Origin of the sequence: Janibacter melonis (assembly GCF_020567375.1) — a bacterium.
Classification (GTDB): domain Bacteria; phylum Actinomycetota; class Actinomycetes; order Actinomycetales; family Dermatophilaceae; genus Marihabitans; species Marihabitans melonis.
In genome coordinates this window covers 790,961-810,024 of the sequence record NZ_JAJBZM010000001.1, presented here as the reverse complement: position 1 = coordinate 810,024, position 19,064 = coordinate 790,961, and the positions used below count along the sequence as shown (strand labels likewise).

General features: G+C 74.5%; 15 protein-coding genes. 14 read left to right on the top strand and 1 reads right to left on the bottom strand.

Annotated features, from left to right (window positions below):
- The first annotated feature begins 1 nt into the window (after position 1).
- The 8 genes from LIV55_RS03755 to mutM all read left to right on the top strand — a co-directional run bounded on the left by LIV55_RS03755 (position 2) and on the right by mutM (position 6,696).
- Positions 2 to 2,203, top strand: coding sequence for an ATP-dependent DNA helicase RecG (locus LIV55_RS03755; protein WP_229299223.1), 2,202 nt, complete (start codon positions 2 to 4; stop codon positions 2,201 to 2,203).
- Positions 2,204 to 2,311: 108 nt separating this feature from the next.
- Entirely contained in the window at positions 2,312 to 2,887 is a 576-nt protein-coding gene (gene rsmD / locus LIV55_RS03750; RefSeq protein WP_068274561.1) for a 16S rRNA (guanine(966)-N(2))-methyltransferase RsmD, read from the top strand.
- 105 nt (positions 2,888 to 2,992) lie between these two features.
- Positions 2,993 to 3,553 (top strand): hemerythrin domain-containing protein, encoded by a 561-nt coding sequence (locus tag LIV55_RS03745; RefSeq protein ID WP_123093290.1) that lies wholly within the window; start codon positions 2,993 to 2,995, stop codon positions 3,551 to 3,553.
- A gap of 54 nt (positions 3,554 to 3,607) precedes the next feature.
- A complete protein-coding gene (coaD, locus tag LIV55_RS03740; RefSeq protein ID WP_229299222.1) occupies positions 3,608 to 4,105 on the top strand; it encodes a pantetheine-phosphate adenylyltransferase in 498 nt (165 codons plus the stop codon).
- A 130-nt stretch (positions 4,106 to 4,235) separates the two neighbouring features.
- Positions 4,236 to 4,829, top strand: coding sequence for a YceD family protein (locus tag LIV55_RS03735; protein ID WP_191564480.1), 594 nt, complete (start codon positions 4,236 to 4,238; stop codon positions 4,827 to 4,829).
- Between the two features lies 1 nt (position 4,830).
- Positions 4,831 to 5,025 carry a 50S ribosomal protein L32 gene (gene rpmF, locus LIV55_RS03730; protein WP_068274571.1) on the top strand — a complete coding sequence of 65 codons (195 nt, stop codon included), beginning with the start codon at positions 4,831 to 4,833 and terminating at the stop codon, positions 5,023 to 5,025.
- A gap of 11 nt (positions 5,026 to 5,036) precedes the next feature.
- Positions 5,037 to 5,828, top strand: a complete 792-nt coding sequence (rnc, locus tag LIV55_RS03725) for a ribonuclease III (protein ID WP_123093288.1) — start codon at positions 5,037 to 5,039, stop codon at positions 5,826 to 5,828.
- Positions 5,821 to 6,696 carry a bifunctional DNA-formamidopyrimidine glycosylase/DNA-(apurinic or apyrimidinic site) lyase gene (gene mutM / locus LIV55_RS03720; RefSeq protein WP_229299221.1) on the top strand — a complete coding sequence of 292 codons (876 nt, stop codon included), beginning with the start codon at positions 5,821 to 5,823 and terminating at the stop codon, positions 6,694 to 6,696. Before rnc ends, mutM begins: the two co-directional genes overlap by 8 nt.
- Before the next feature lie 34 nt (positions 6,697 to 6,730).
- Here the strand turns inward: mutM and LIV55_RS03715 are convergent, their stop codons facing one another.
- A complete protein-coding gene (locus LIV55_RS03715; protein WP_229299220.1) occupies positions 6,731 to 8,641 on the bottom strand; it encodes an acyltransferase family protein in 1,911 nt (636 codons plus the stop codon).
- 88 nt (positions 8,642 to 8,729) lie between these two features.
- Between LIV55_RS03715 and LIV55_RS03710 the strand changes: the two genes are divergently transcribed.
- The 6 genes from LIV55_RS03710 to LIV55_RS03685 all read left to right on the top strand — a co-directional run bounded on the left by LIV55_RS03710 (position 8,730) and on the right by LIV55_RS03685 (position 19,056).
- Positions 8,730 to 9,014 (top strand): acylphosphatase, encoded by a 285-nt coding sequence (locus tag LIV55_RS03710; RefSeq protein WP_229299219.1) that lies wholly within the window; start codon positions 8,730 to 8,732, stop codon positions 9,012 to 9,014.
- A 63-nt stretch (positions 9,015 to 9,077) separates the two neighbouring features.
- Positions 9,078 to 9,401: a chorismate mutase gene (locus LIV55_RS03705; protein WP_229299218.1), complete on the top strand. Its 324-nt coding sequence runs from the start codon at positions 9,078 to 9,080 to the stop codon at positions 9,399 to 9,401.
- A 102-nt stretch (positions 9,402 to 9,503) separates the two neighbouring features.
- Positions 9,504 to 13,070, top strand: a complete 3,567-nt coding sequence (smc, locus tag LIV55_RS03700; RefSeq protein ID WP_229299217.1) for a chromosome segregation protein SMC — start codon at positions 9,504 to 9,506, stop codon at positions 13,068 to 13,070.
- Positions 13,071 to 13,158: 88 nt separating this feature from the next.
- Complete coding sequence (locus tag LIV55_RS03695) at positions 13,159 to 13,371, top strand: hypothetical protein (protein ID WP_123093283.1); 213 nt, start codon at positions 13,159 to 13,161, stop codon at positions 13,369 to 13,371.
- Between the two features lie 72 nt (positions 13,372 to 13,443).
- Positions 13,444 to 15,399: a M13 family metallopeptidase gene (locus LIV55_RS03690; RefSeq protein WP_229299216.1), complete on the top strand. Its 1,956-nt coding sequence runs from the start codon at positions 13,444 to 13,446 to the stop codon at positions 15,397 to 15,399.
- Between the two features lie 114 nt (positions 15,400 to 15,513).
- Positions 15,514 to 19,056, top strand: coding sequence for an ATP-binding cassette domain-containing protein (locus LIV55_RS03685; protein ID WP_229299215.1), 3,543 nt, complete (start codon positions 15,514 to 15,516; stop codon positions 19,054 to 19,056).
- Positions 19,057 to 19,064: the final 8 nt, after the last annotated feature.

Sequence of the window (19,064 nt, the reverse complement as noted above, 5' to 3'; positions counted from 1 at the left end):
GGTGACCACCGAGGACACCCGCCTCAAGGGGCTCGTCGGCTCCGCCGCGAGCAAGCTCGAGAAGCACCGCGGCATCGTCACCGTCGGCGACCTGCTCGACTTCGCGCCCCGTCGCTACCGCACGACCGTCGCCGACCTCGGCGCGCCTGCCGTCGGCGACTACCTCGTCGCCGTCGCGACCGTGGAGTCGGCGACCACACGCACGATGAAGTCGCGCCGCGGCAAGATGCTCGAGGCGGTCATCACCGACGGGCGCAGCCGCATGGACGTCACCTTCTTCTCGGCCTACGGCCACGAGAAGGAGCTCCAGGTCGGCCGTACGCTCCTCTTCGCCGGGCGGGTCGGCGAGTACCGCGGGCGGCGTCAGCTGGCCCACCCCGCGTACTCGAGCATCGAGGCGCTCCACGCGCTCGGCGACCTCGCCGTCGACGAGGGTGGGCTCATCCCCATCTACCGGCACGTGCCCGGGGTGCAGTCGTGGGGCGTGTCCGCCGCGGTGCGTGTCGTCCTGCAGCACCTCGACGAGGTCGTCGACGCGGTGCCCGACGAGGTCCGTGAGCGCCGCGACCTGCTCGGCCGGCTCGAGGCCCTCACCGCGCTGCACGCCCCGCACACCCTCGACGACGTCGAGCGGGCCCGCCACCGGCTGCGCTTCGAGGAGGCCTTCGTCCTGCAGTGCCTGCTCGGCATGCGCCGGGCGGAGCGGGCGGCAGAGGTCACCCGTGCCCGGCGACCCGACGGGCAGCTCCTCGCCACCTTCGACGAGCGGCTCCCCTTCGAGCTCACGGCGGGCCAGCGCGAGGTGGGCGAGGCCGTCCTCGCCGATCTCGCTGCCGACACCCCGATGCACCGCCTCCTCCAGGGCGAGGTCGGCTCGGGCAAGACCGTCGTCGCGCTGCGCGCGATGCTCGCCGCCGTCGACAGCGGCGGCCAGGCCGCGCTCCTCGCCCCCACCGAGGTGCTCGCGGTGCAGCACGAGCGCACGATCCGCGGCATGCTCGGCGATCTCGCCGAGGCGGGGATGCTCGGCGGCGCCGAGGACGCGACCCGCGTGCAGCTGCTCACCGGGTCGATGAGCACCCAGGCCCGCCGCGAGGCGCTCATCCACATCGCGACGGGCGCCGCGGGCATCGTCGTCGGCACCCACGCCCTGCTCGAGGACGTCGTGACCTTCGACGACCTCGCGCTCGTCGTCGTCGACGAGCAGCACCGCTTCGGGGTCGAGCAGCGCGACGCGCTGCGGGCGAAGGGGGAGCACCCGCCGCACCTCCTCGTCATGACCGCGACCCCCATCCCGCGCACCGTCGCGATGACCGTCTTCGGCGACATGGCCACCTCGACGCTGCGCGAGCTGCCCCGCGGGCGCCAGGCGGTGACGACCCACGTCGTGCCCGCCGACAACACCCGCTGGGTGCAGCGGGTGTGGGAGCGCATCGCCGAGGAGGTCGCCGCCGGCCGTCAGGCCTTCGTCGTGTGCCCGCGCATCGGCGGCGACGACGACGTCGAGGAGGGCGTGGACCTGCTGAGCGAGGGGTCGGTCGGGGACGACGAGGCCGACGGCGAGCGCGTGCCGGACGACGACGCGCCCCGCCCGCTCGCCGACGTCTCCGGCACCCTCGAGCTGCTCGCCCAGGTGCCCGCCCTCGCCGGGGTGAGCACGGCGGCCCTCCACGGCCGGATGCGCCCGGAGGAGAAGGACGCGGTGATGTCGGCCTACGCCGCCGGCGAGATCGACGTGCTCGTCGCGACGACGGTCATCGAGGTGGGCGTCGACGTGCCGAACGCGAGCACGATGGTCGTCCTCGACGCCGACCGCTTCGGCATCTCCCAGCTGCACCAGCTGCGCGGCCGGATCGGGCGTGGCGGGCACCCCGGGGTCTGCCTGCTCGTCACCGGCTCCGACGCCGAGAGCGCGCAGGAGCGTCTGCAGGCCCTCGCCTCGACCTCCGACGGCTTCGAGCTCGCCCGGGTCGACCTCGCCCAGCGGCGCGAGGGCGACGTGCTCGGCACCGCCCAGTCCGGGGTCCGCTCGCAGCTGCGCCACCTGTCGCTGCTGCGCGACGAGGACCTCATCGAGGCCGCCCGCGAGGACGTCGAGGTCGTCCTCGCCGCCGACCCCGACCTCTCCGCGCACCCCGAGCTCGCCGCCGCCGTCGCCCGCTGGGCCGACGAGGAGCGCGCCGCCTACCTCGAGAAGTCCTGACCTCCCCTTCGCCCGAAGGCCCTCGAGCGGGCCCCGTCGTCGCCGGGGGAGACGCCCGGGGCGCGGACCGAGGTGGGAGCGCGCGCCGCGATGACCCATGATGGAGGCGTGACGCGCATCATCAGCGGCCAGGCCGGCGGGCGACGCCTGCGCACCCCTGCGGGTGGCGGGACCCGCCCGACGAGCGACCGCGTGCGCGAGGCGCTCTTCTCCGCGCTCGAGTCCCGCGACGCCGTCCAGGGCGCCCACGTCATGGACCTCTACGCCGGCTCCGGCGCCCTCGGGCTCGAGGCGGCCAGCCGCGGCGCCGCGAGCGTGCTCCTCGTCGAGTCCGACCGCGGGGCCATCGGGGTCATCCGCGCCAACATCGCCGACGTCGGCGCCGCCGGCGCGCGCGTCCAGGCCGGCACCGTCGAGGCGGCTCTCGACCGCACCCCGACCCTCGCCTACGACCTCGTCCTCGCCGACCCGCCCTACGACGTCGACGAGGACTCCCTCGCCGCGGTCCTCGACCTCTTGCTCACCCGCGAGTGGCTCAGCCCCGACGCGCTCGTCGTCGTCGAGCGCTCGAGCCGCAGCCCGGAGCCGTCATGGCCCGCCGGGCTCACCGTCGAGGCGCGCAAGGACTACGGCGAGACCGTCCTCTGGTACGCCCGCACCTGGGCCGCCGACTACCAGATCTGAGCACCACGGTCGCGGCCCCGCGGCCGCGCCACTTAGGTCCCCCTTGCGTGGACAGGCCCCGGCGCGAAGTCCCCGATCAGAGGTCGTCCGGCCTACGTTGACGGCATGGCTGATCACGACATCGCACGACCCACGTCCGGAGACATCGTCGAGCTCATCAAGGACGACCACCGCCGCTTCGAGGAGCTGCTGCGCGAGCTGCGCGACACCACCGCCGACCGCGACTCGGCCCGTGCCGCCTTCTCCGAGCTGCTCATCGCCCACTCGGAGGCCGAGGAGGAGCAGGTCTACCCCCGCCTGAAGTCCAAGAAGGTCATCGACGGCGAGGAGGAGGAGCACGGCGAGGAGGAGCACGCCGCGTGCAACGAGGAGCTCCTCCACCTCCTCCAGGCCAAGGGCACCGACACCCAGAAGTACGAGGACGCCGTCGAGAAGGTCGCGACCGCCCTCATGCACCACATCGGCGAGGAGGAGCTGAGCATCCTCAACCCCGCCGCCACCGAGGCGAGCGAGGAGCTGCGCCAGCAGCTCGGCGTCGACTGGTGCACCCACCGCAACCGCCTCCTCGAGGAGGGCTGCGGCTCGCTCGAGCAGGTCGAGGCCCTCGTCAAGCGCGACTACGAGCAGGGCCTGCTGCCCAACGACGAGCAGCCCGAGGACGAGTGACCTGCCGCGGGGTGCGGCGGGGGCGGGCGGCACGGCCTCTGGCACAGTGACGCCATGACCTCAGCCGCACCCCGTCGCGCCCTGTGCCCCGGCTCCTACGACCCCGTGACCGTCGGCCACGTCGACGTCGTGCGCCGGGCGGCCGGGCTCTTCGACGAGGTCGTCGTCGCCGTCCTGCACAACCCCGCGAAGCAGGGCACCTTCGCCGTCGAGGAGCGCATCGGCTTCATCGAGGCCCAGGTGGGCGACCTGCCGGGCGTCCGCGTCGAGGCCTTCGCCAACCGCCTGCTCGTCGACGTGTGCACCGAGGTCGGCGCGACCGCGATCCTCAAGGGGCTGCGCGGCGGCACCGACTACGACTACGAGCTGCCGATGGCGCGGATGAACGCGCACCTCACCGGCATCGAGACGGTCTTCCTGCCCGGGGACCCCGCGCTCGCGCACGTCTCGAGCTCGCTCGTCAAGGAGGTCGCCCGCTTCGGCGGCGACATCACCGGTCTCGTGAGCGACGAGGTGCGCGACGCGCTCCTGGAGCGTCAGGGCGGGCGGTGACCCTCCCTTCGCCACCGGTGCGAAGGGGGACCCGCGACAGCGGGTTTGGGCGCGCGCGAGTGCTCCGGTACCGTTGGGCGTCGGTCCGCGTCACGACGTCGTGGACCGTCCCGAAGACATGTGTGGAGTCATGAAGCACCTCGACGCTGCCTCGCCGTTCGCCCTTGACGCCAAGGACGTCGGCCGCAGGCCAGGATCGATGAGCGAAGTGCGCCGCACGGTCGCGGCGCCGGACGACTTCGGCACCGACGTCCTGGCCGTCGCGCCCGGATCCCCGATGGACCTCGACGTCCGTCTGGAGTCGGTGCACGAGGGGATCCTCGTCACCGGGACGGTCGACGCCACCGCGACCGGGGCATGCGTACGGTGCCTGGACGACATCGACCTCCCGGTCGACGTCCGCTTCCAGGAGCTCTTCGTGTGGCCCGACCGGGCTCAGCACCACCGGCAGGTGGCTGCTGAGCTGGACGCCGACGAGGAGCACGCGATCGAGGACGACGTCATCGACCTCGACCCCGTGCTCCGGGACGCAGTGCTGCCGTCGCTGCCGTTCCAGCCAGTGTGCCGGGAGGACTGCCCCGGGTTGTGCCCGCAGTGCGGAGCACGGCTCGAGGACGACCCGGACCACCAGCACGAGCTGATCGACCCCCGGTGGGCCTCCCTCGAGGCACTCCGTCCCCTGGCAGAAGGTGCCGGGGGAGACGACGAAGAGAAGAGGACCTGACGTGGCTGTCCCGAAGCGGAAGCTCTCGCGCTCCAACACCCGCTCGCGCCGCGCGAACTGGAAGGCGACGCCGGTCGCGCTGTCGACCTGCCCCCAGTGCAAGTCGCCCGCCCCGGCGCACCAGGCCTGCCCGGCCTGCGGCACCTACAAGGGTCGCTACTACGCGACGGCGGACCGCACCGAGCACCAGGGCTGAGCCCGCTCGCTGTGAGCGCACAGCGAGGCGAGACCGCGCAGCGGCCCGTCGAGGACCTCCTCGCTCTCCTCCAGGAGACCACCGAGGAGGTCGTCGACGAGCCGCTGCTCTCGCGTGCCCTGACGCACCGCTCCTACTCCTACGAGAACGGCTCGATCCCGCACAACGAGCGGCTCGAGTTCCTCGGGGACTCCGTCCTCGGGCTCGTCGTCACCGACCACCTGCACAACACGCACACCGAGATGGCCGAGGGCGACCTCGCCAAGCTGCGCTCCGCGGTGGTCAACATGCGTGCGCTCGCCGACGTCGCGCGCACCATCGGGCTCGGCGACTACGTCGCGCTCGGGCGTGGCGAGGAGGCGACCGGCGGGCGTGACAAGGACTCGATCCTCGCCGACACGCTCGAGGCCGTCATCGGCGCGATCTACCTCTCCGCGCCCCAGCCGCGCGGTCTCGACGCCGCCGGCCGGCTCGTGCACAGTCTGCTCGGACCGGTGATGCGCCGCAGCGCGACGCTCGGCGTCGCCCTGGACTGGAAGACCTCGCTGCAGGAGGCCGCCTCGGCCGCCGGCGCCGGGTCGGTCCACTACCGGGTGAGCGCGACCGGTCCCGACCACGAGAAGGTCTTCACCGCCGAGGTCCTCGTCGACGACGTCCCCCGGGGCAGCGGCACCGGCCGGGCGAAGAAGGTCGCCGAGCAGGAGGCCGCGCGCGCCGCGTGGACCGCGATCACCGAGTCGATGGCCGCCGCCGGCTCGAGCGCGCCCGACCCCGCCACCGCACCGGCCGACCGGGGTGCCTGAGCTCCCCGAGGTCGAGGTCGTCCGCCGCGGGCTGGCCGACCACGTCGTCGACCGCACGGTCGCGCAGGTCGAGCTGCGCGGCACCCGGGTGGCCCGGCGCCACCTGCCCGGGCCCGAGGACCTCGTGCGTCAGCTCACCGGCAGCCGGGTCACGGGCGCGCACCGCCGCGGCAAGTACCTGTGGCTCGCGAGCGCCCCGGGGCCCCTCGAGCCACCGGACCACGGGCTCGTCGTCCACCTCGGCATGAGCGGCCAGATGCTCGTGAGCACCCCCGGCACGCCCGACCCGCGCCACCTCCACGCCCGGCTGGGCTTCGCCGACGACGGACCGGAGCTGCGCTTCGTCGACCAGCGCACCTTCGGCGGGCTCGCGTGGTCACCCCTTCGCCCCGACGGGGTGCCCGAGGCGGTCGGCCACGTCGCGCTCGACCCCTTCGACCCCGCCTTCGACGACCGGGCCGTCGCCCGCGAGATCAAGCGCCGCACCAGCGGGATCAAGCGCGTGCTCCTCGACCAGCGGGTCGTCTCCGGCATCGGCAACATCTACGCCGACGAGGCGCTGTGGCGGGCCCGGATCCACGGCGAGCGCCCGGCGTCCTCGCTCACCAAGCCCGCCATCGAGCGTCTGCTCGGCCATGCGCGAGACGTCATGACCCAGGCCCTGGGCGAAGGGGGGACGAGCTTCGACGCCCTCTACGTCAACGTCAACGGCGCGTCCGGGTACTTCGACCGCAGCCTGGCGGCGTACGGCCAGGAGGGCCGGCCGTGCCCGAGGTGCGGCACGCTCATGCGGCGCGAGCAGTTCATGAACCGCAGCTCGACCTCGTGCCCGCGCTGCCAGCCCAGGCCCCGGCTGCCGCGAGCCTGACCGCGGTGTGCCCGACCACGGGGTGCGACGCCCGTCAGGGCATCGGCAGCTCCTTGAGCCGCACCGGCTTGCCCGTGTGCTTCTCGGACAGGTCGGCGAAGGCCTGCCGGATGACCTTGCTGTAGACGTGCGCCCCGGACAGGGACGGGTGGATGCCGTCGGCCTGGAGCTGGGAGGGGTCCTTCGCCACCGCGGCGTCCCAGTCGGCGATCGCGACGTTGGGGTAGTCCTTCGCGATGGCCTCGAGCGTGTCGTTGTCGCCCTCGATGCGCGAGAGCCGGTCGGCGTGGAGGTTGACGAGGACGACCATGCGGTCCGGCCCGATCTCGTCGAGCAGCGCGCGCACGGTGCGCTCGTCGGTGCCGGCGTTGGTGCCGAAGGCGAGGACGACGGCCCGGCGCAGGGAGTCACCGGCCTGCTCGACCGCGCGCTGCCCGTCCGACCACTGCCGGTTGGACTTCGCGTCGATCTGGACGCCGGGGAAGTAGTAGCGCAGGGCGTGGACGCTGCCGACGGCCATCGAGTCGCCGAAGACGTCGATCTGCGAGCCCTTGGGCATGGTGAAGTCGGGGTTGCCCTCGTCGACCTGGTCCTCGGTGCTCGCCCGCGGCGCGGCGGCCTGCGCGGCGTTCTCCTCGAGGGTGGCCTGGGTGCTCGTCTTGTCGGGCGCGGTGAGCAGGACGACGGCGAGGACGAGCCCGCTGACGACGATGACGCCGGCGCCGACCTGGCGCGCCCGGGGCGTCGCCCAGTGCAGGCTGCGGCCGAGGGCCCGCAGCGCGCCGCCGAAGCCGAGCCGGCGCACCGGCGTCTCGACGAGGCGGAAGGACAGGTCGGCGATGGCGATCGTCACGAGGACCGCCCATGCCCGGGTCCACACGAACTCGCCCGTGCCGGCGGCGCTCGGCAGGTCCTGGCCGATGACGAGGATGACCGGCCAGTGCCACAGGTAGATGCCGTAGCTGCGGGTGCCGATCCAGCGCAGCGGCGCGAGCTCGAGGGTGGAGCGCAGCCGGCCGGGCCGGTCGACGGCGCCGAGCAGCAGGACCGCGGTCGCCAGCGAGGCGAGCGGGATGCCCAGGCGGAAGGTCCACGCCGAGCCCTCGTCGGCGAGCGCGAGCAGGGCGAGCAGGACCAGGCCGGCGGCGACGAGGAGGTGGCGGCGGTAGCGGTGCCACGTCGGGCTGGTCGTGCCGGCGCGGGTGGGCCCGGCCCACGACATCGCCATCGCGGCGCCGAGCATGAGCCCGACGAGGTGGGTGTCGGTGCCGTAGTAGACGCGGGTGACGAAGTCGGGGTCGTAGCGCGCCGCCATGAGCACGGCGGAGACGACCCCGATGCCCAGGACCGCGGTGGCGATCGCCCCCCAGCTCAGGCCGAGGTGGCGGCGCACCGCGAGCAGCGCGATCGTCGCCAGCGGCCACACGAGGTAGAACTGCTCCTCGACCGCGAGCGACCAGAAGTTCATGAAGAGCTGCGGGCTCGTCGAGTGGAAGTAGTCGCTGCCACCGGCGATCTCGAGCCAGTTCGTCGAGAAGGTGAGCGCCCCGAGCGCCTGGCGCCGGATGCCGACGAGCAGGTCGGCCTCGACGGTGCGGGCGATGAGGATGCACGCCGGCACGCACACGAGCAGGGCGGGCAGCAGCCGGCGGGCCCGTCGGGTCCAGAAGCCGCGGAGGTCCACGGTGCCGCTCTGCTCGCGCTCGCGCACGAGCAGGGTGGTGATGAGGAACCCGGAGATGACGAAGAAGACGTCGACGCCGAGGAAGCCGCCGGGCAGCCACGCGGGGTCGAGGTGGAAGAGGACGACGGCGACGATGGCCAGGGCCCGCAGCCCGTCGAGCCCGGCGAGATGCCCTCTCGGGGTGCGAGCGGGCAGCACGCCGTCGGGCAGGGGACGGGAGGTGTCCTGCGCCGGGGTCGTCGTCGGGATGGCTGCACCCACGAGGGGCACGCTATGGGCTGCCTGGGACAACCCTGGGGAGGCGCACCGTGGGCGCGCCGAGACCGCCTGCGGCGCTAGCGTCCTCGGCATGAGCGCCAGAGCGACCTTCTTCGTCCGCGGCCGGGTCCAGGGGGTGGGCTTCCGGTGGTGGACCCGGGCGCGCGCCCTCGAGCTCGGCCTCGTCGGTCACGCCCGCAACATGGACGACGGGCGGGTCGAGGTCGTCGCCGAGGGAGAGCCCGAGCAGCTCGATCGGCTCGAGGCCCTGCTGCGCGAGGCGCCGAGCACGACCCGCCGCCCGGGCCGGGTCGAGACCGTCGTGCGCCACGACGCCCCGGCGAAGGGGGACCGCACCGGCTTCGTCGAGCGGTAGCCCGGATCTGGGGGAGTGAGACGGGTTCGCGGGCGAGCGGCGGGAGCGCCTACGGTGCTGGGCGTGAGCCAGACCCCGCCCGAGCTGCACCGCCTGCGCCAGAGCATCGACAACGTCGACGCGGCGCTGGTCCACCTGCTCGCGGAGCGCTTCAAGGCCACGCAGCGGGTCGGGGTGCTCAAGGCCGAGCTCGGTCTGCCCGCCGCCGACCCGGGGCGCGAGGAGCGCCAGATCGAGCGGCTGCGCGCCCTGGCCGACGACGCCGGGCTCGACCCCCACTTCGCCGAGAAGTTCCTCAACTTCATCATCGCCGAGGTCATCCGCCACCACGAGGCGATCGCCGAGGGTGCCCCGGTCGCCCCGCCGCAGGAGCCCGACGCGCGCTGAGCCGCGCACGAAGGACCCGGGGGTCCCCCCTTCGCCCCGGTAGGGTGACGGCCGTCGGCCGCCGCGGCCGTGACCGCCTGCCCATCCGATTGCGAGCGTGACGTGTACGTCAAGAGCCTGACCCTCAAGGGCTTCAAGTCGTTCGCCTCCGCCACCCACCTCGGTCTCGAGCCGGGCATCACGTGCATCGTCGGGCCGAACGGCTCGGGCAAGTCCAACGTCGTCGACGCCCTCGCCTGGGTCATGGGCGAGCAGGGCGCGAAGAGCCTGCGCGGTGGCAAGATGGAGGACGTCATCTTCGCCGGCACGGCCGGCCGCGCGCCGCTCGGCCGCGCCGAGGTCTCGATGACCATCGACAACACCGACGGCGCGCTCCCGATCGACTACACCGAGGTGACGATCCGCCGCACGATGTTCCGCGGCGGCAGCTCGGAGTACGCCATCAACGGCACCTCGTGCCGGCTCCTCGACATCCAAGAGCTGCTCTCCGACTCCGGCATCGGGCGCGAGATGCACGTCATCGTCGGTCAGGGCCAGCTCGACGCGGTGCTGCGCGCGACCCCGGAGGAGCGCCGTGGCTTCATCGAGGAGGCCGCGGGGGTCCTCAAGCACCGCAAGCGCAAGGAGCGGGCGCTGCGCAAGCTCGAGACGATGGAGGTCAACCTCGCCCGGGTGGCCGACCTCACGACCGAGATCCGCCGTCAGCTCGGACCGCTCGGCCGGCAGGCCGAGGCCGCCCGCAAGGCCGCCGTCATCCAGACCGACGCCCGCGACGCCCGGCTGCGCCTCGTCGCCGACGACCTCGTGCAGATGACCTCGGCCCTGGAGCAGGAGGTCGCCGACGAGACGGCCATGCTGCGCCGACGGGCCGCGCTCGAGGAGGCCCTCGCGACCGCACGGGCCGAGATCGGGGAGCAGGAGGCGCTCGCCGCCCAGGCCGCCCCGCTGCTCGCCGACGCCTCGCGCCGCTTCGTCGGGCTGCGCTCGGTCGGCGACCGGCTCGAGTCCACCGCCTCCGTCGCCGCCGAGCGGGTGCGCCTGCTCGGCCAGGACGACGAGCACGAGAGCACGAGCGGGCGCGACCCCGAGCAGCTGCGCCGCCAGGCCGCCCAGGCCCGGGCCGACGAGGACGCCCTGCGCGCCGAGATCGACCAGATCACCCAGCGGCTCGCCGACGCCACCGCCGCCCGCGAGGCGGCGGAGGCCGCCCACAGCGCCGAGCAGGACCGGGTCCAGCGGCTCGTGCGCGCCGCCGCCGACCGCCGCGAGGGGCTGGCCCGGCTCACCGGCCAGGTCGGTGCCCGGCAGAGCAAGGTCGAGGCCGCCGAGGCCGAGGTCGGCCGGCTCGAAGGGGTGATCACCCGCGCCGAGGAGCGTGCCGCCGAGGCCGAGCAGGCCTTCCGCCAGCTCGAGTCCTCGATCGCCGATGCCGAGGGCAGCGAGGCCGGTCTCGACGAGGCCTTCGAGCGGGCCAGCGCCGCCCAGGACGCGGCCGAGGCCGAGGTCACCCGCTGGCAGGAGGCCGAGCGGGCGGCCGAGCGCGACCGCGGGGCGGCCCAGGCCCGGGTCGAGGCGCTCGAGCTGTCGCTGCGCCGCAAGGACGGTGCCCAGACCCTGCGCGACGCCGCGGGTCAGGGCGCCCCGACCATCCTCGGCTCGATCGCCGAGCTCATCACCGTCTCCGGCGGGCACGAGGCCTCGATCGCCGCCGCCCTCGGGTCGGCCTCGGAGGCCCTCGCCGTCGGGTCGGCCACCGACGCGGCCGCCGCCGTGCGCCGGCTGCGCGAGGAGGACGCCGGACAGGTCTACCTCGTCGTCGGCGCCACCGCCGGCGTCGTCGACCGCTCGACCTGGCCGGACCTGCCCGCCTCGGCGACCTGGGCCATCGACGTCGTCGCCGCCCCCGACGAGGTCGCCCCGGCCGTCGCCCAGGTGCTCGACCGGGTCGCCCTCGTCGGCGAGGACGAGGACGCCATCGCGCTGTCCGAGCAGGGCGTCACCGCCGTCACCCGCGCCGGCGACGTCTTCGGGCCCGGCTTCGTGCGGGGCGGCTCCGCCTCGGCGCCGAGCCTCATCGAGGTGCAGTCCGCCCTCGACGAGGCCCGCACGACCGTCGCCGACGCGACGTCGGCGGGGGAGCGCGCAGCCTTCGAGCTCGCGCGTGCCCGCGCCACCCTCGAGCAGGCGCGCGAGGCGAGCGACGCCGCGCTCGACGCCCTGCACGACAGCGACGCGCAGATGTCGGCCGTCGCCGAGCAGCTCGGCAGCCACGGCCAGACCGCCCGGGTCGCCCGGGCCGAGGCCGAGCGCACCCGGACCGCGATCGCCGCGCTGACGACGGGCCTCGAGTCCGACCGGGCCGAGCTCGCCGCCCTTCGCTCCCGGCTCGAGCAGGCGAGCGCCGAGCCCGCTGCCGACGAGGCCGAGCCGACGACCGACGACCGCGACCGCCTCGAGCTCGAGGCGAGCCGGGCCCGCACCGCCGAGACCGAGATCCGCCTCACCCTGCGCACGACGGAGGAGCGGGCGCGCTCCCTGCACGGCCGCGCCGAGAGCCTCGAGGGCGCGGCGCGCAACGAGATCGCCGCCCGCGAGCGGCTGCGGGCCCGCCAGGAGCGCCGCCGTCGTGAGGCGAGCGTGGCCGCCGCCGTCCAGGACGCGGCCCGTCACGCGGCGACCCTCGTCGCCGCCGCCGTCGAGCGGGCCGCCGCCGCCCAGCAGCAGGCCGAGGCCGCCCGCGCCGAGCGCGACACCCGGCTGGCGCAGATGCGCACGGCTCTGGCCGCCCAGCAGGACGAGCTGCGCGAGCTCACCGACACGGTCCACCGCGACGAGGTCGCGCGCGCCCAGCAGACCGCGCGGATCGAGCAGCTGCAGCAGCGCGCCATCGAGGAGCTCGGCATCGACCCCGACGTGCTCATGGAGGAGTACGGCCCCCACCAGGGCGTGCCGCACGTGCCCTCGCCCGACGACGACCCGGACGCCGAGCCGCCGGCACCGCGCCCCTACGTGCGCGAGGAGCAGGAGAAGCGCCTGCGCGCCGCCGAGCGCGGCCTCAAGGCCCTCGGGCGGGTCAACCCCCTCGCGCTCGAGGAGTTCGCCGCGCTCGAGGAGCGGCACACCTTCCTCACGACCCAGCTCGAGGACCTGCGCCAGAGCAAGAAGGACCTCCTCGACATCGTCGCCGAGGTCGACCAGCGGGTCGAGCAGGTCTTCGCGGAGGCCTTCCGCGACACCGCCGAGCAGTTCGAAGGGGTCTTCGGCCGCCTCTTCCCCGGGGGAGAGGGCCGCCTGACCCTCACCGACCCCTCGGACATGCTGACGACGGGCATCGAGGTCGAGGCGCGCCCCCCGGGCAAGAAGGTCAAGCGCCTGTCGCTGCTCTCCGGCGGGGAGCGCTCGCTCGTGGCCGTCGCGCTGCTCGTCTCGATCTTCAAGGCGCGGCCGAGCCCCTTCTACATCATGGACGAGGTCGAGGCCGCGCTCGACGACACCAACCTCGGGCGTCTCATCACCCTCTTCGAGGAGCTGCGCGACTCCAGCCAGCTCATCGTCATCACCCACCAGAAGAAGACGATGGAGGTCGCGGACGCCCTCTACGGCGTCTCGATGCGCGGCGACGGCATCACCACCGTCGTCAGCCAGCGCATCCGCGACGTCGCGTCCTAGGCCCGCCGCGACCTCGACCCTGGACACGAGCACCCCTGCGGGGCGTGTCGATTCGTGCCCCGGGGCAGCGGTCGGCGACGATACGACCATGACTGCGATCGTCGTCGGCCTCCTCCTGTGCGTCGCCCTCTCGTTGGCGGTGCTCGGCGTCGTCCTCGTGCCGGCCCGCCGTGAGGGCCGTGACCTCCTCACCCCCCGCGGGGAGCGCGTCGTCGTGCGCGTGCGCGGCGGCGCCGACGCCGCCGCGAGCCGGACCTCCGCCGCGATCAGCGGCGCGACGGCCGGTCGCAAGCGCGACTGACGACCGTCCTCGCGGCGTGCGCCCACCCCCGGCGCACGCGCCGGCGTCGGCGCTGCGTGCTTGACTGACGGCGTGACGCAGACGCCGACCTTCGACCACCCGCTCGACCCGACGACCCGCCCGCAGGACGACCTCTACGGTCACGTCAACAACAGCTGGCTGAGCTCGGTCGAGATCCCCGCCGACAAGGGCCGCTACGGCGTCTTCGACGTGCTGCGCGAGCGCAGCGAGGAGGACGTGCGGGCCATCGTCGAGGAGGCGGCGGCCGACCCCGGCTCCGACCCCGACGCCCGGCTCATCGGCGGGCTCTTCTCCTCCTTCATGGACGAGGAGGCGGTCGAGGCCGCCGGGCTGGCCCCCCTTCGCCCCCGTCTCGACGAGGTCGACGCGGTCGACGACGCACGCTCCCTGCTCGTCGCGACCGGGCGCCTCGGGCGGCTCGGCGTCGGCGGGCTGCTCGCCCCGATCGTCGCGACCGACGACGGCAACCCCGACGAGTACGTCGTCTACCTCGAGCAGTCCGGTCTCGGGCTGCCCGACGAGAGCTACTACCGCGACGAGCAGCACGCCGCCGTGCTGCGGGCCTACCGCGGCCACGTCGAGACCCTCCTGTCGCTCGCCGGCACGGCCGACGCCGGGTCGGTCGCCGACGCCGTGCTGCGTGTCGAGCACCGTCTGGCGACGGGCCACCTCGACCGCGTGAGCAACCGCGACGCCGTCGCGACGTACAACCCGATGACCGCCGACGAGCTGGCGCAGGCCGCCCCGTCCTTCGACTGGGCCGCATGGTCGCAGGCGTGGGGCATGCCCGAGGGCGTGCTGGACCGGGCGATCGCCCGGCAGCCCGACTACCTGCGCTCGCTGTCGGCCGCGCTCGACGAGGTCGACGTCGCCGACTGGCGCGCCTGGCTGCGCTGGCACGTCGTCCTCGCCTCCGCGCCGCACCTCGGCCGCGACCTCGTCGCGGCCCACTTCGACCTGGCCGGGCGCACGCTGTCGGGCATCCCCGAGCAGCGGGCCCGCTGGAAGCGCGGCGTCAGCCTGCTCGAGGGGGCGCTCGGCGACGCCGTCGGCAAGCTCTACGTCGAGCGGCACTACCCGCCGGAGAGCCAGGCGGCGATGGACGAGCTCGTCGAGCACCTCGTCGAGGCCTTCCGGCGCTCCTTCGCCTCGCTGTCGTGGATGAGCGAGGAGACGAAGGCGGAGGCCCTGGCCAAGCTCGAGTCCTTCACCCCGAAGGTCGGCGCCCCCGTGCGCTGGAAGGACTACTCCGCGCTGGAGCTGACCGGTGACCTGCTCACCGACGTCGGCCGGGCCAACGCCCTGGCCGCGGACCGCGAGATCGGCAAGCTCGGCGGCCCGGTGGACCGCGACGAGTGGTTCATGACCCCGCAGACGGTCAACGCGTACTACAACCCGGGGATGAACGAGATCGTCTTCCCCGCGGCGATCCTCCAGTCGCCCTTCTTCGACGCCGACGCCGACCCGGCGGTCAACTACGGCGGCATCGGGGCGGTCATCGGGCACGAGATCGGGCACGGCTTCGACGACTCGGGCGCGAGCTTCGACGGCACCGGCGCTCTGCGCGACTGGTGGACCCCGCAGGACAAGGAGGCCTTCACCGCGCTGGCCGACCGTCTGCGCGCGCAGTTCGACGGGCAGCGCAGCCGCACCGCGCCGGACCGGGCGGTCAACGGCGCGCTCACCGTCGGCGAGAACATCGGCGACATCGGCGGCCTGGCCATCGGTCACGCCGCCTACCGCATCGCGGTCGGCGAGGAGGCCGCGACGAGCGTGGGCGACGACGGCCTCACCGGTGACCAGCGCTTCTTCGTCAGCTGGGCGCGGGTGTGGTGCGGCGACGCCCGCCGCGAGGAGGCCGAGCGCCTGCTCGCCATCGACCCGCACGCCCCGCAGGACCTGCGCGGCAACGCCTGCCGCAACATCGACGCCTTCCACGAGGCCTTCGAGGTCGCCGAGGGCGACGGCATGTGGCTCGACCCGGCGGACCGGGTCCTCATCTTCTGAGGCCTCCTCCCTCCCGCGGGCCCGACGAGGTCCGCGGGAGGGCGAAGGGGGCGGCCTCCCGGCCGAAAACTCGGTGTCGCGTCGTCGGTGGGCGGTCGTACGCTCAGGGACGCCATGACGACGCTCGACCTCGTCCCCCAAGGGACCACCGCACCGCCCACGACCACCCCGCCCCCGCGACGGCAGGTGACGTGGACGCGTCTGCGGCACCCGCTCGTCACGATCTCCTGGCTCGCCCTCGCGGGCTACGCCGCCGGTCAGGCGGCCGGGTCCGTCCTCGCCGGACGGCTCGCCGAGGACCCGAGCGCGGTGCTCGTCTCCTGGCTCGCGCTGTGCCTCGTCGGCGGGGCGGTGCTCGACACCGTCGGCCGGCTCGTGTGGGCCTACGTCGTCGACCGGGCCGAGGGCCGGCTGCGCGAGGACCTGCTCGACGCCGCGCTCGACCAGCCGCTGTCGGCGCTGTCCGACCAGGCGGTCGGCGAGGTGCTCGACCGGGTCGACGACGACACGCACGACGTCGGCACGCTCGTGCGCGAGCAGGTGTGGACCGCCCTGCGCGCGGTCTTCACCGCGATCCCCATGTGGGTCGTCGCGGCCCTCACGTGGTGGCCGGCGTGGGTCCTCTTCCCGGTCTTCGCCGTGGGTGCCTACGTCGTCATGCGCCCGCTCATGGCCGAGGTCGCCTCGCGCAAGGTCGTCGAGGAGATGGCCTGGACCGACCACGCGGCCGCGCTCGAGGAGGGCATCGCCGGGCGCGACGACCTGCGCACGAGCCTGGGGTCCCCCTTCGCCGTCCAGCGTCTGGCCCGGCTGTCGGCGGACGTCCACGCCCGCTTCCACGAGGTCATCCGGGTCGAGCGCTCGATGACCCTGCGCGCCATGCTCCTGCTCCACGGGCTGCTCGCGGCGATCGCCGTCGTCGGCATCGCCGTCGCCTCGCGCGGCGGGCTGTCCGTCGCGCAGCTCGTCACGCTCTTCCTCGTGACGACGAGCTTCGTGAGCATCGTCGGCCGGGTCGCCGAGCAGCTGCCCGACCTCCAGGCCGGTCTCGGCGCGGTCATCCGGCTGCGCCAGATGCTCGCCGTCGAGCCCGAGCCGCGCGGTGGTCTGCCGGTGCCGACCGAGCAGGTCGACCTCGACTTCGCCGACCTGCACTTCAGCTATCGCGAGGGGACCTTCGCGCTCGCCGGTGTCGACCTGCACGTGCCGGCCGGTCAGACCATCGCCCTCGTCGGGCGCACCGGCTCGGGCAAGTCGACGCTCGCCTCGCTCGTGTCACGGGCGGTCGACCCCGAGCCCGGCACCGTGCTGCTCGGCGGCGTCGACGTGCTCGACATCGACCTGCAGGAGCTGCGCCGAGCCGTCGGCGTCGTCACCCAGCGCACCGAGATCCTCGCCGGGACCCTCGCGCAGAACGTCGCGCTCTTCGCCGACGTCGAGCGCGAGCGCGTCGAGCAGGTCGTCGCCGAGCTCGGGCTCGCCGAGTGGGTCGACGGGCTCGACGACGGCCTCGACACCGTCCTCGGGCCCGGGGGAGCGACGCTGTCGGCCGGGGAGGAGCAGCTCGTCGCCTTCGCCCGCCTGCTGCTGCGCGAGGTGCGCGTCGTCGTGCTCGACGAGGCCACGGCACGGATGGACCCCGTGACCGAGCAGCGGGTCGTCGCCGCCGCCGACCGGCTGCTGCGCCGGCGCACCGGCATCCTCGTGGCCCACCGACTGTCGACGATCTCGCGGGCCGACCTCGTCGCCGTGCTCGACCACGGACGGCTCGTCCAGCACGGCCCGCGGGTCGCGCTGGCGACCCAGGAGGGGCCCTTCCGCGAGCTGCTCCGCGCGGCGAGCACGGCCTCACCGGGCGCCCCCGAGCCCGTCTCCGGAGAGCCGGTCGGCCCGGCCGACGCGCCTCTCGTGGTGGCGCCGACCCTCGAGGGGTCACGGCGGCGGGTCGACCCGCCGCCGAGCCGCGACCCGGGCGACGGGCCGTCGCTGACGAAGGGGATCTGGCACGCCCTGCGCATCCGCCCCGCATGGGGGCTGCTCGCCGCCGGGCTCTTCCTCGGCTTCTCCCTCACCGGGTCGCTGGGTGCGCTCACCGGCTTCACGTGGGGGCACACCGTCCAGGCGCTGCGCGACGGCGAGCAGGTCACGCCGTGGCTCGTCGCGTGCGTCGTCGCGATCCTCGTCGGCCCGGTCCTCTTCGCCGTCGCCATCGGGCGCTACCCCCGCTGGTGGGTCGAGGTGCTGCTGCGCGTGCGCATGTCGGTGCTCGTGGGGCAGACCGCCGACCGGCGGCTCGACCGCGTGCCCGCCGGCGAGATCGTGGCCCGCGCGATGGACGCCGACCGGTACGCGCGCTACGCCGACCGCTGGGTCGACCTCGTCAACGGCATGGCGATCGTCGTCATCACCGCGGTCTCGGCCCGCAGCCCGCTCGCCGGCCTCGTGCTCCTCGTCGTGCTCGTCGCCGCCGCCGGGGCCTCGGCCCTCGGCCGTCCGATCGCGGGGCGCTCGGCGGCCTACGCCTCGACGACCCGGGCGCAGTTCGGGCGGGTGCTCGTCTCGACGCTCGAGTCCGCGCGCACGGTCAAGCTCGCCGGGCAGGTGCCCGACCTGCGGCGCCACCTGCGCTCGGTCGACGGCGGTCGCGTCGACGCGGCGATCCGCGAGCACAGGGTCCGCGCGGTGCTCGACGGCGTCCCGATGCTCATGGTCCAGGCCGGTCTCGTCGTCACCTGGGCGGGCGTGCTCTGGGGCTGGTGGGGGCTGGCCACCGCCCTGCTCCTCGTCGGCGCGGTCGGCGGCTTCGACTGGTTCGGCCGGGTCGCGGGCGCGGTCGTCACCGAGGCCCCGGGCACCCGCGCCTGGCAGCAGGTGACCAGCCGCCTGGCCGGCGGGGCCGATCTCATGGACACGGCGCCGGGGGTCGACCTCGTCACCGGTGCGGCGCCCGCGCCGCCGGAGGTCGACCGGGTGCCGCTGCGCCGGCTCTCGCTCGTCGGGATGACGGCGGTGCACGAAGACGGCACCGTCGGCGTCGAGGACGTCGACCTCTCGGTGGGGGCCGGCGAGCTCGTGCTCCTCCTCGGCCAGGTCGGCTCCGGCAAGTCGAGTCTGCTGCGCGCGCTCGCGGGTCTCGTCGACCACCGCGGCGGCCTGCACTGGAACGGCCACGAGGTCGACGACCCCGAGGTCTTCCTGCGACCGGGCCAGGTGGCCTATGTCGCGCAGGTGCCCCGGGTGGTGTCGGGCACCTTCGCCGACAACGTCCAGCTGGGCTACGAGCGGCTCTTCGAGGCGCCGGTGCAGGCGGCGCGTCTCGGCCCGGACGTCGCGACCGCCGGCGGGCCCCACGCCGCCGTCGGGCACCGAGGGGTCCGGCTGTCCGGCGGGCAGGTCCAGCGCCTCGCGCTGGCCCGCGCGCTCGCGGCCGACACCGAGCTGCTGCTCGCCGACGACGTCTCGAGCGCGCTCGACGCGACGACCGAGGTCGAGCTGTGGCGCTCGCTGCGTGAGCGCTCGGTCACCGTCGTCGGCGCGACCTCGAAGCGGGCGGCGCTCGCTCAGGCCGACCGGGTCGTCGTGCTCGCCGACGGGCGGGTCGAGGCCAGCGGTCCGTGGGCGCAGCTCGAGGCCGACTTCGGTCACCTCGCTGGCTGACGCCGCGG

Bases quoted from the DNA above. Each gene is read 5' to 3' on its own strand.
- LIV55_RS03695 (WP_123093283.1), top strand. From the start codon at position 13,159: ATGACTGCGATCGTCGTCGGCCTCCTCCTGTGCGTCGCCCTCTCGTTG.
- LIV55_RS03735 (WP_191564480.1), top strand. From the start codon at position 4,236: ATGAAGCACCTCGACGCTGCCTCGCCGTTCGCCCTTGACGCCAAGGAC.
- LIV55_RS03685 (WP_229299215.1), top strand. From the start codon at position 15,514: ATGACGACGCTCGACCTCGTCCCCCAAGGGACCACCGCACCGCCCACG.
- LIV55_RS03710 (WP_229299219.1), top strand. From the start codon at position 8,730: ATGAGCGCCAGAGCGACCTTCTTCGTCCGCGGCCGGGTCCAGGGGGTG.
- LIV55_RS03745 (WP_123093290.1), top strand. From the start codon at position 2,993: ATGGCTGATCACGACATCGCACGACCCACGTCCGGAGACATCGTCGAG.
- coaD (WP_229299222.1), top strand. From the start codon at position 3,608: ATGACCTCAGCCGCACCCCGTCGCGCCCTGTGCCCCGGCTCCTACGAC.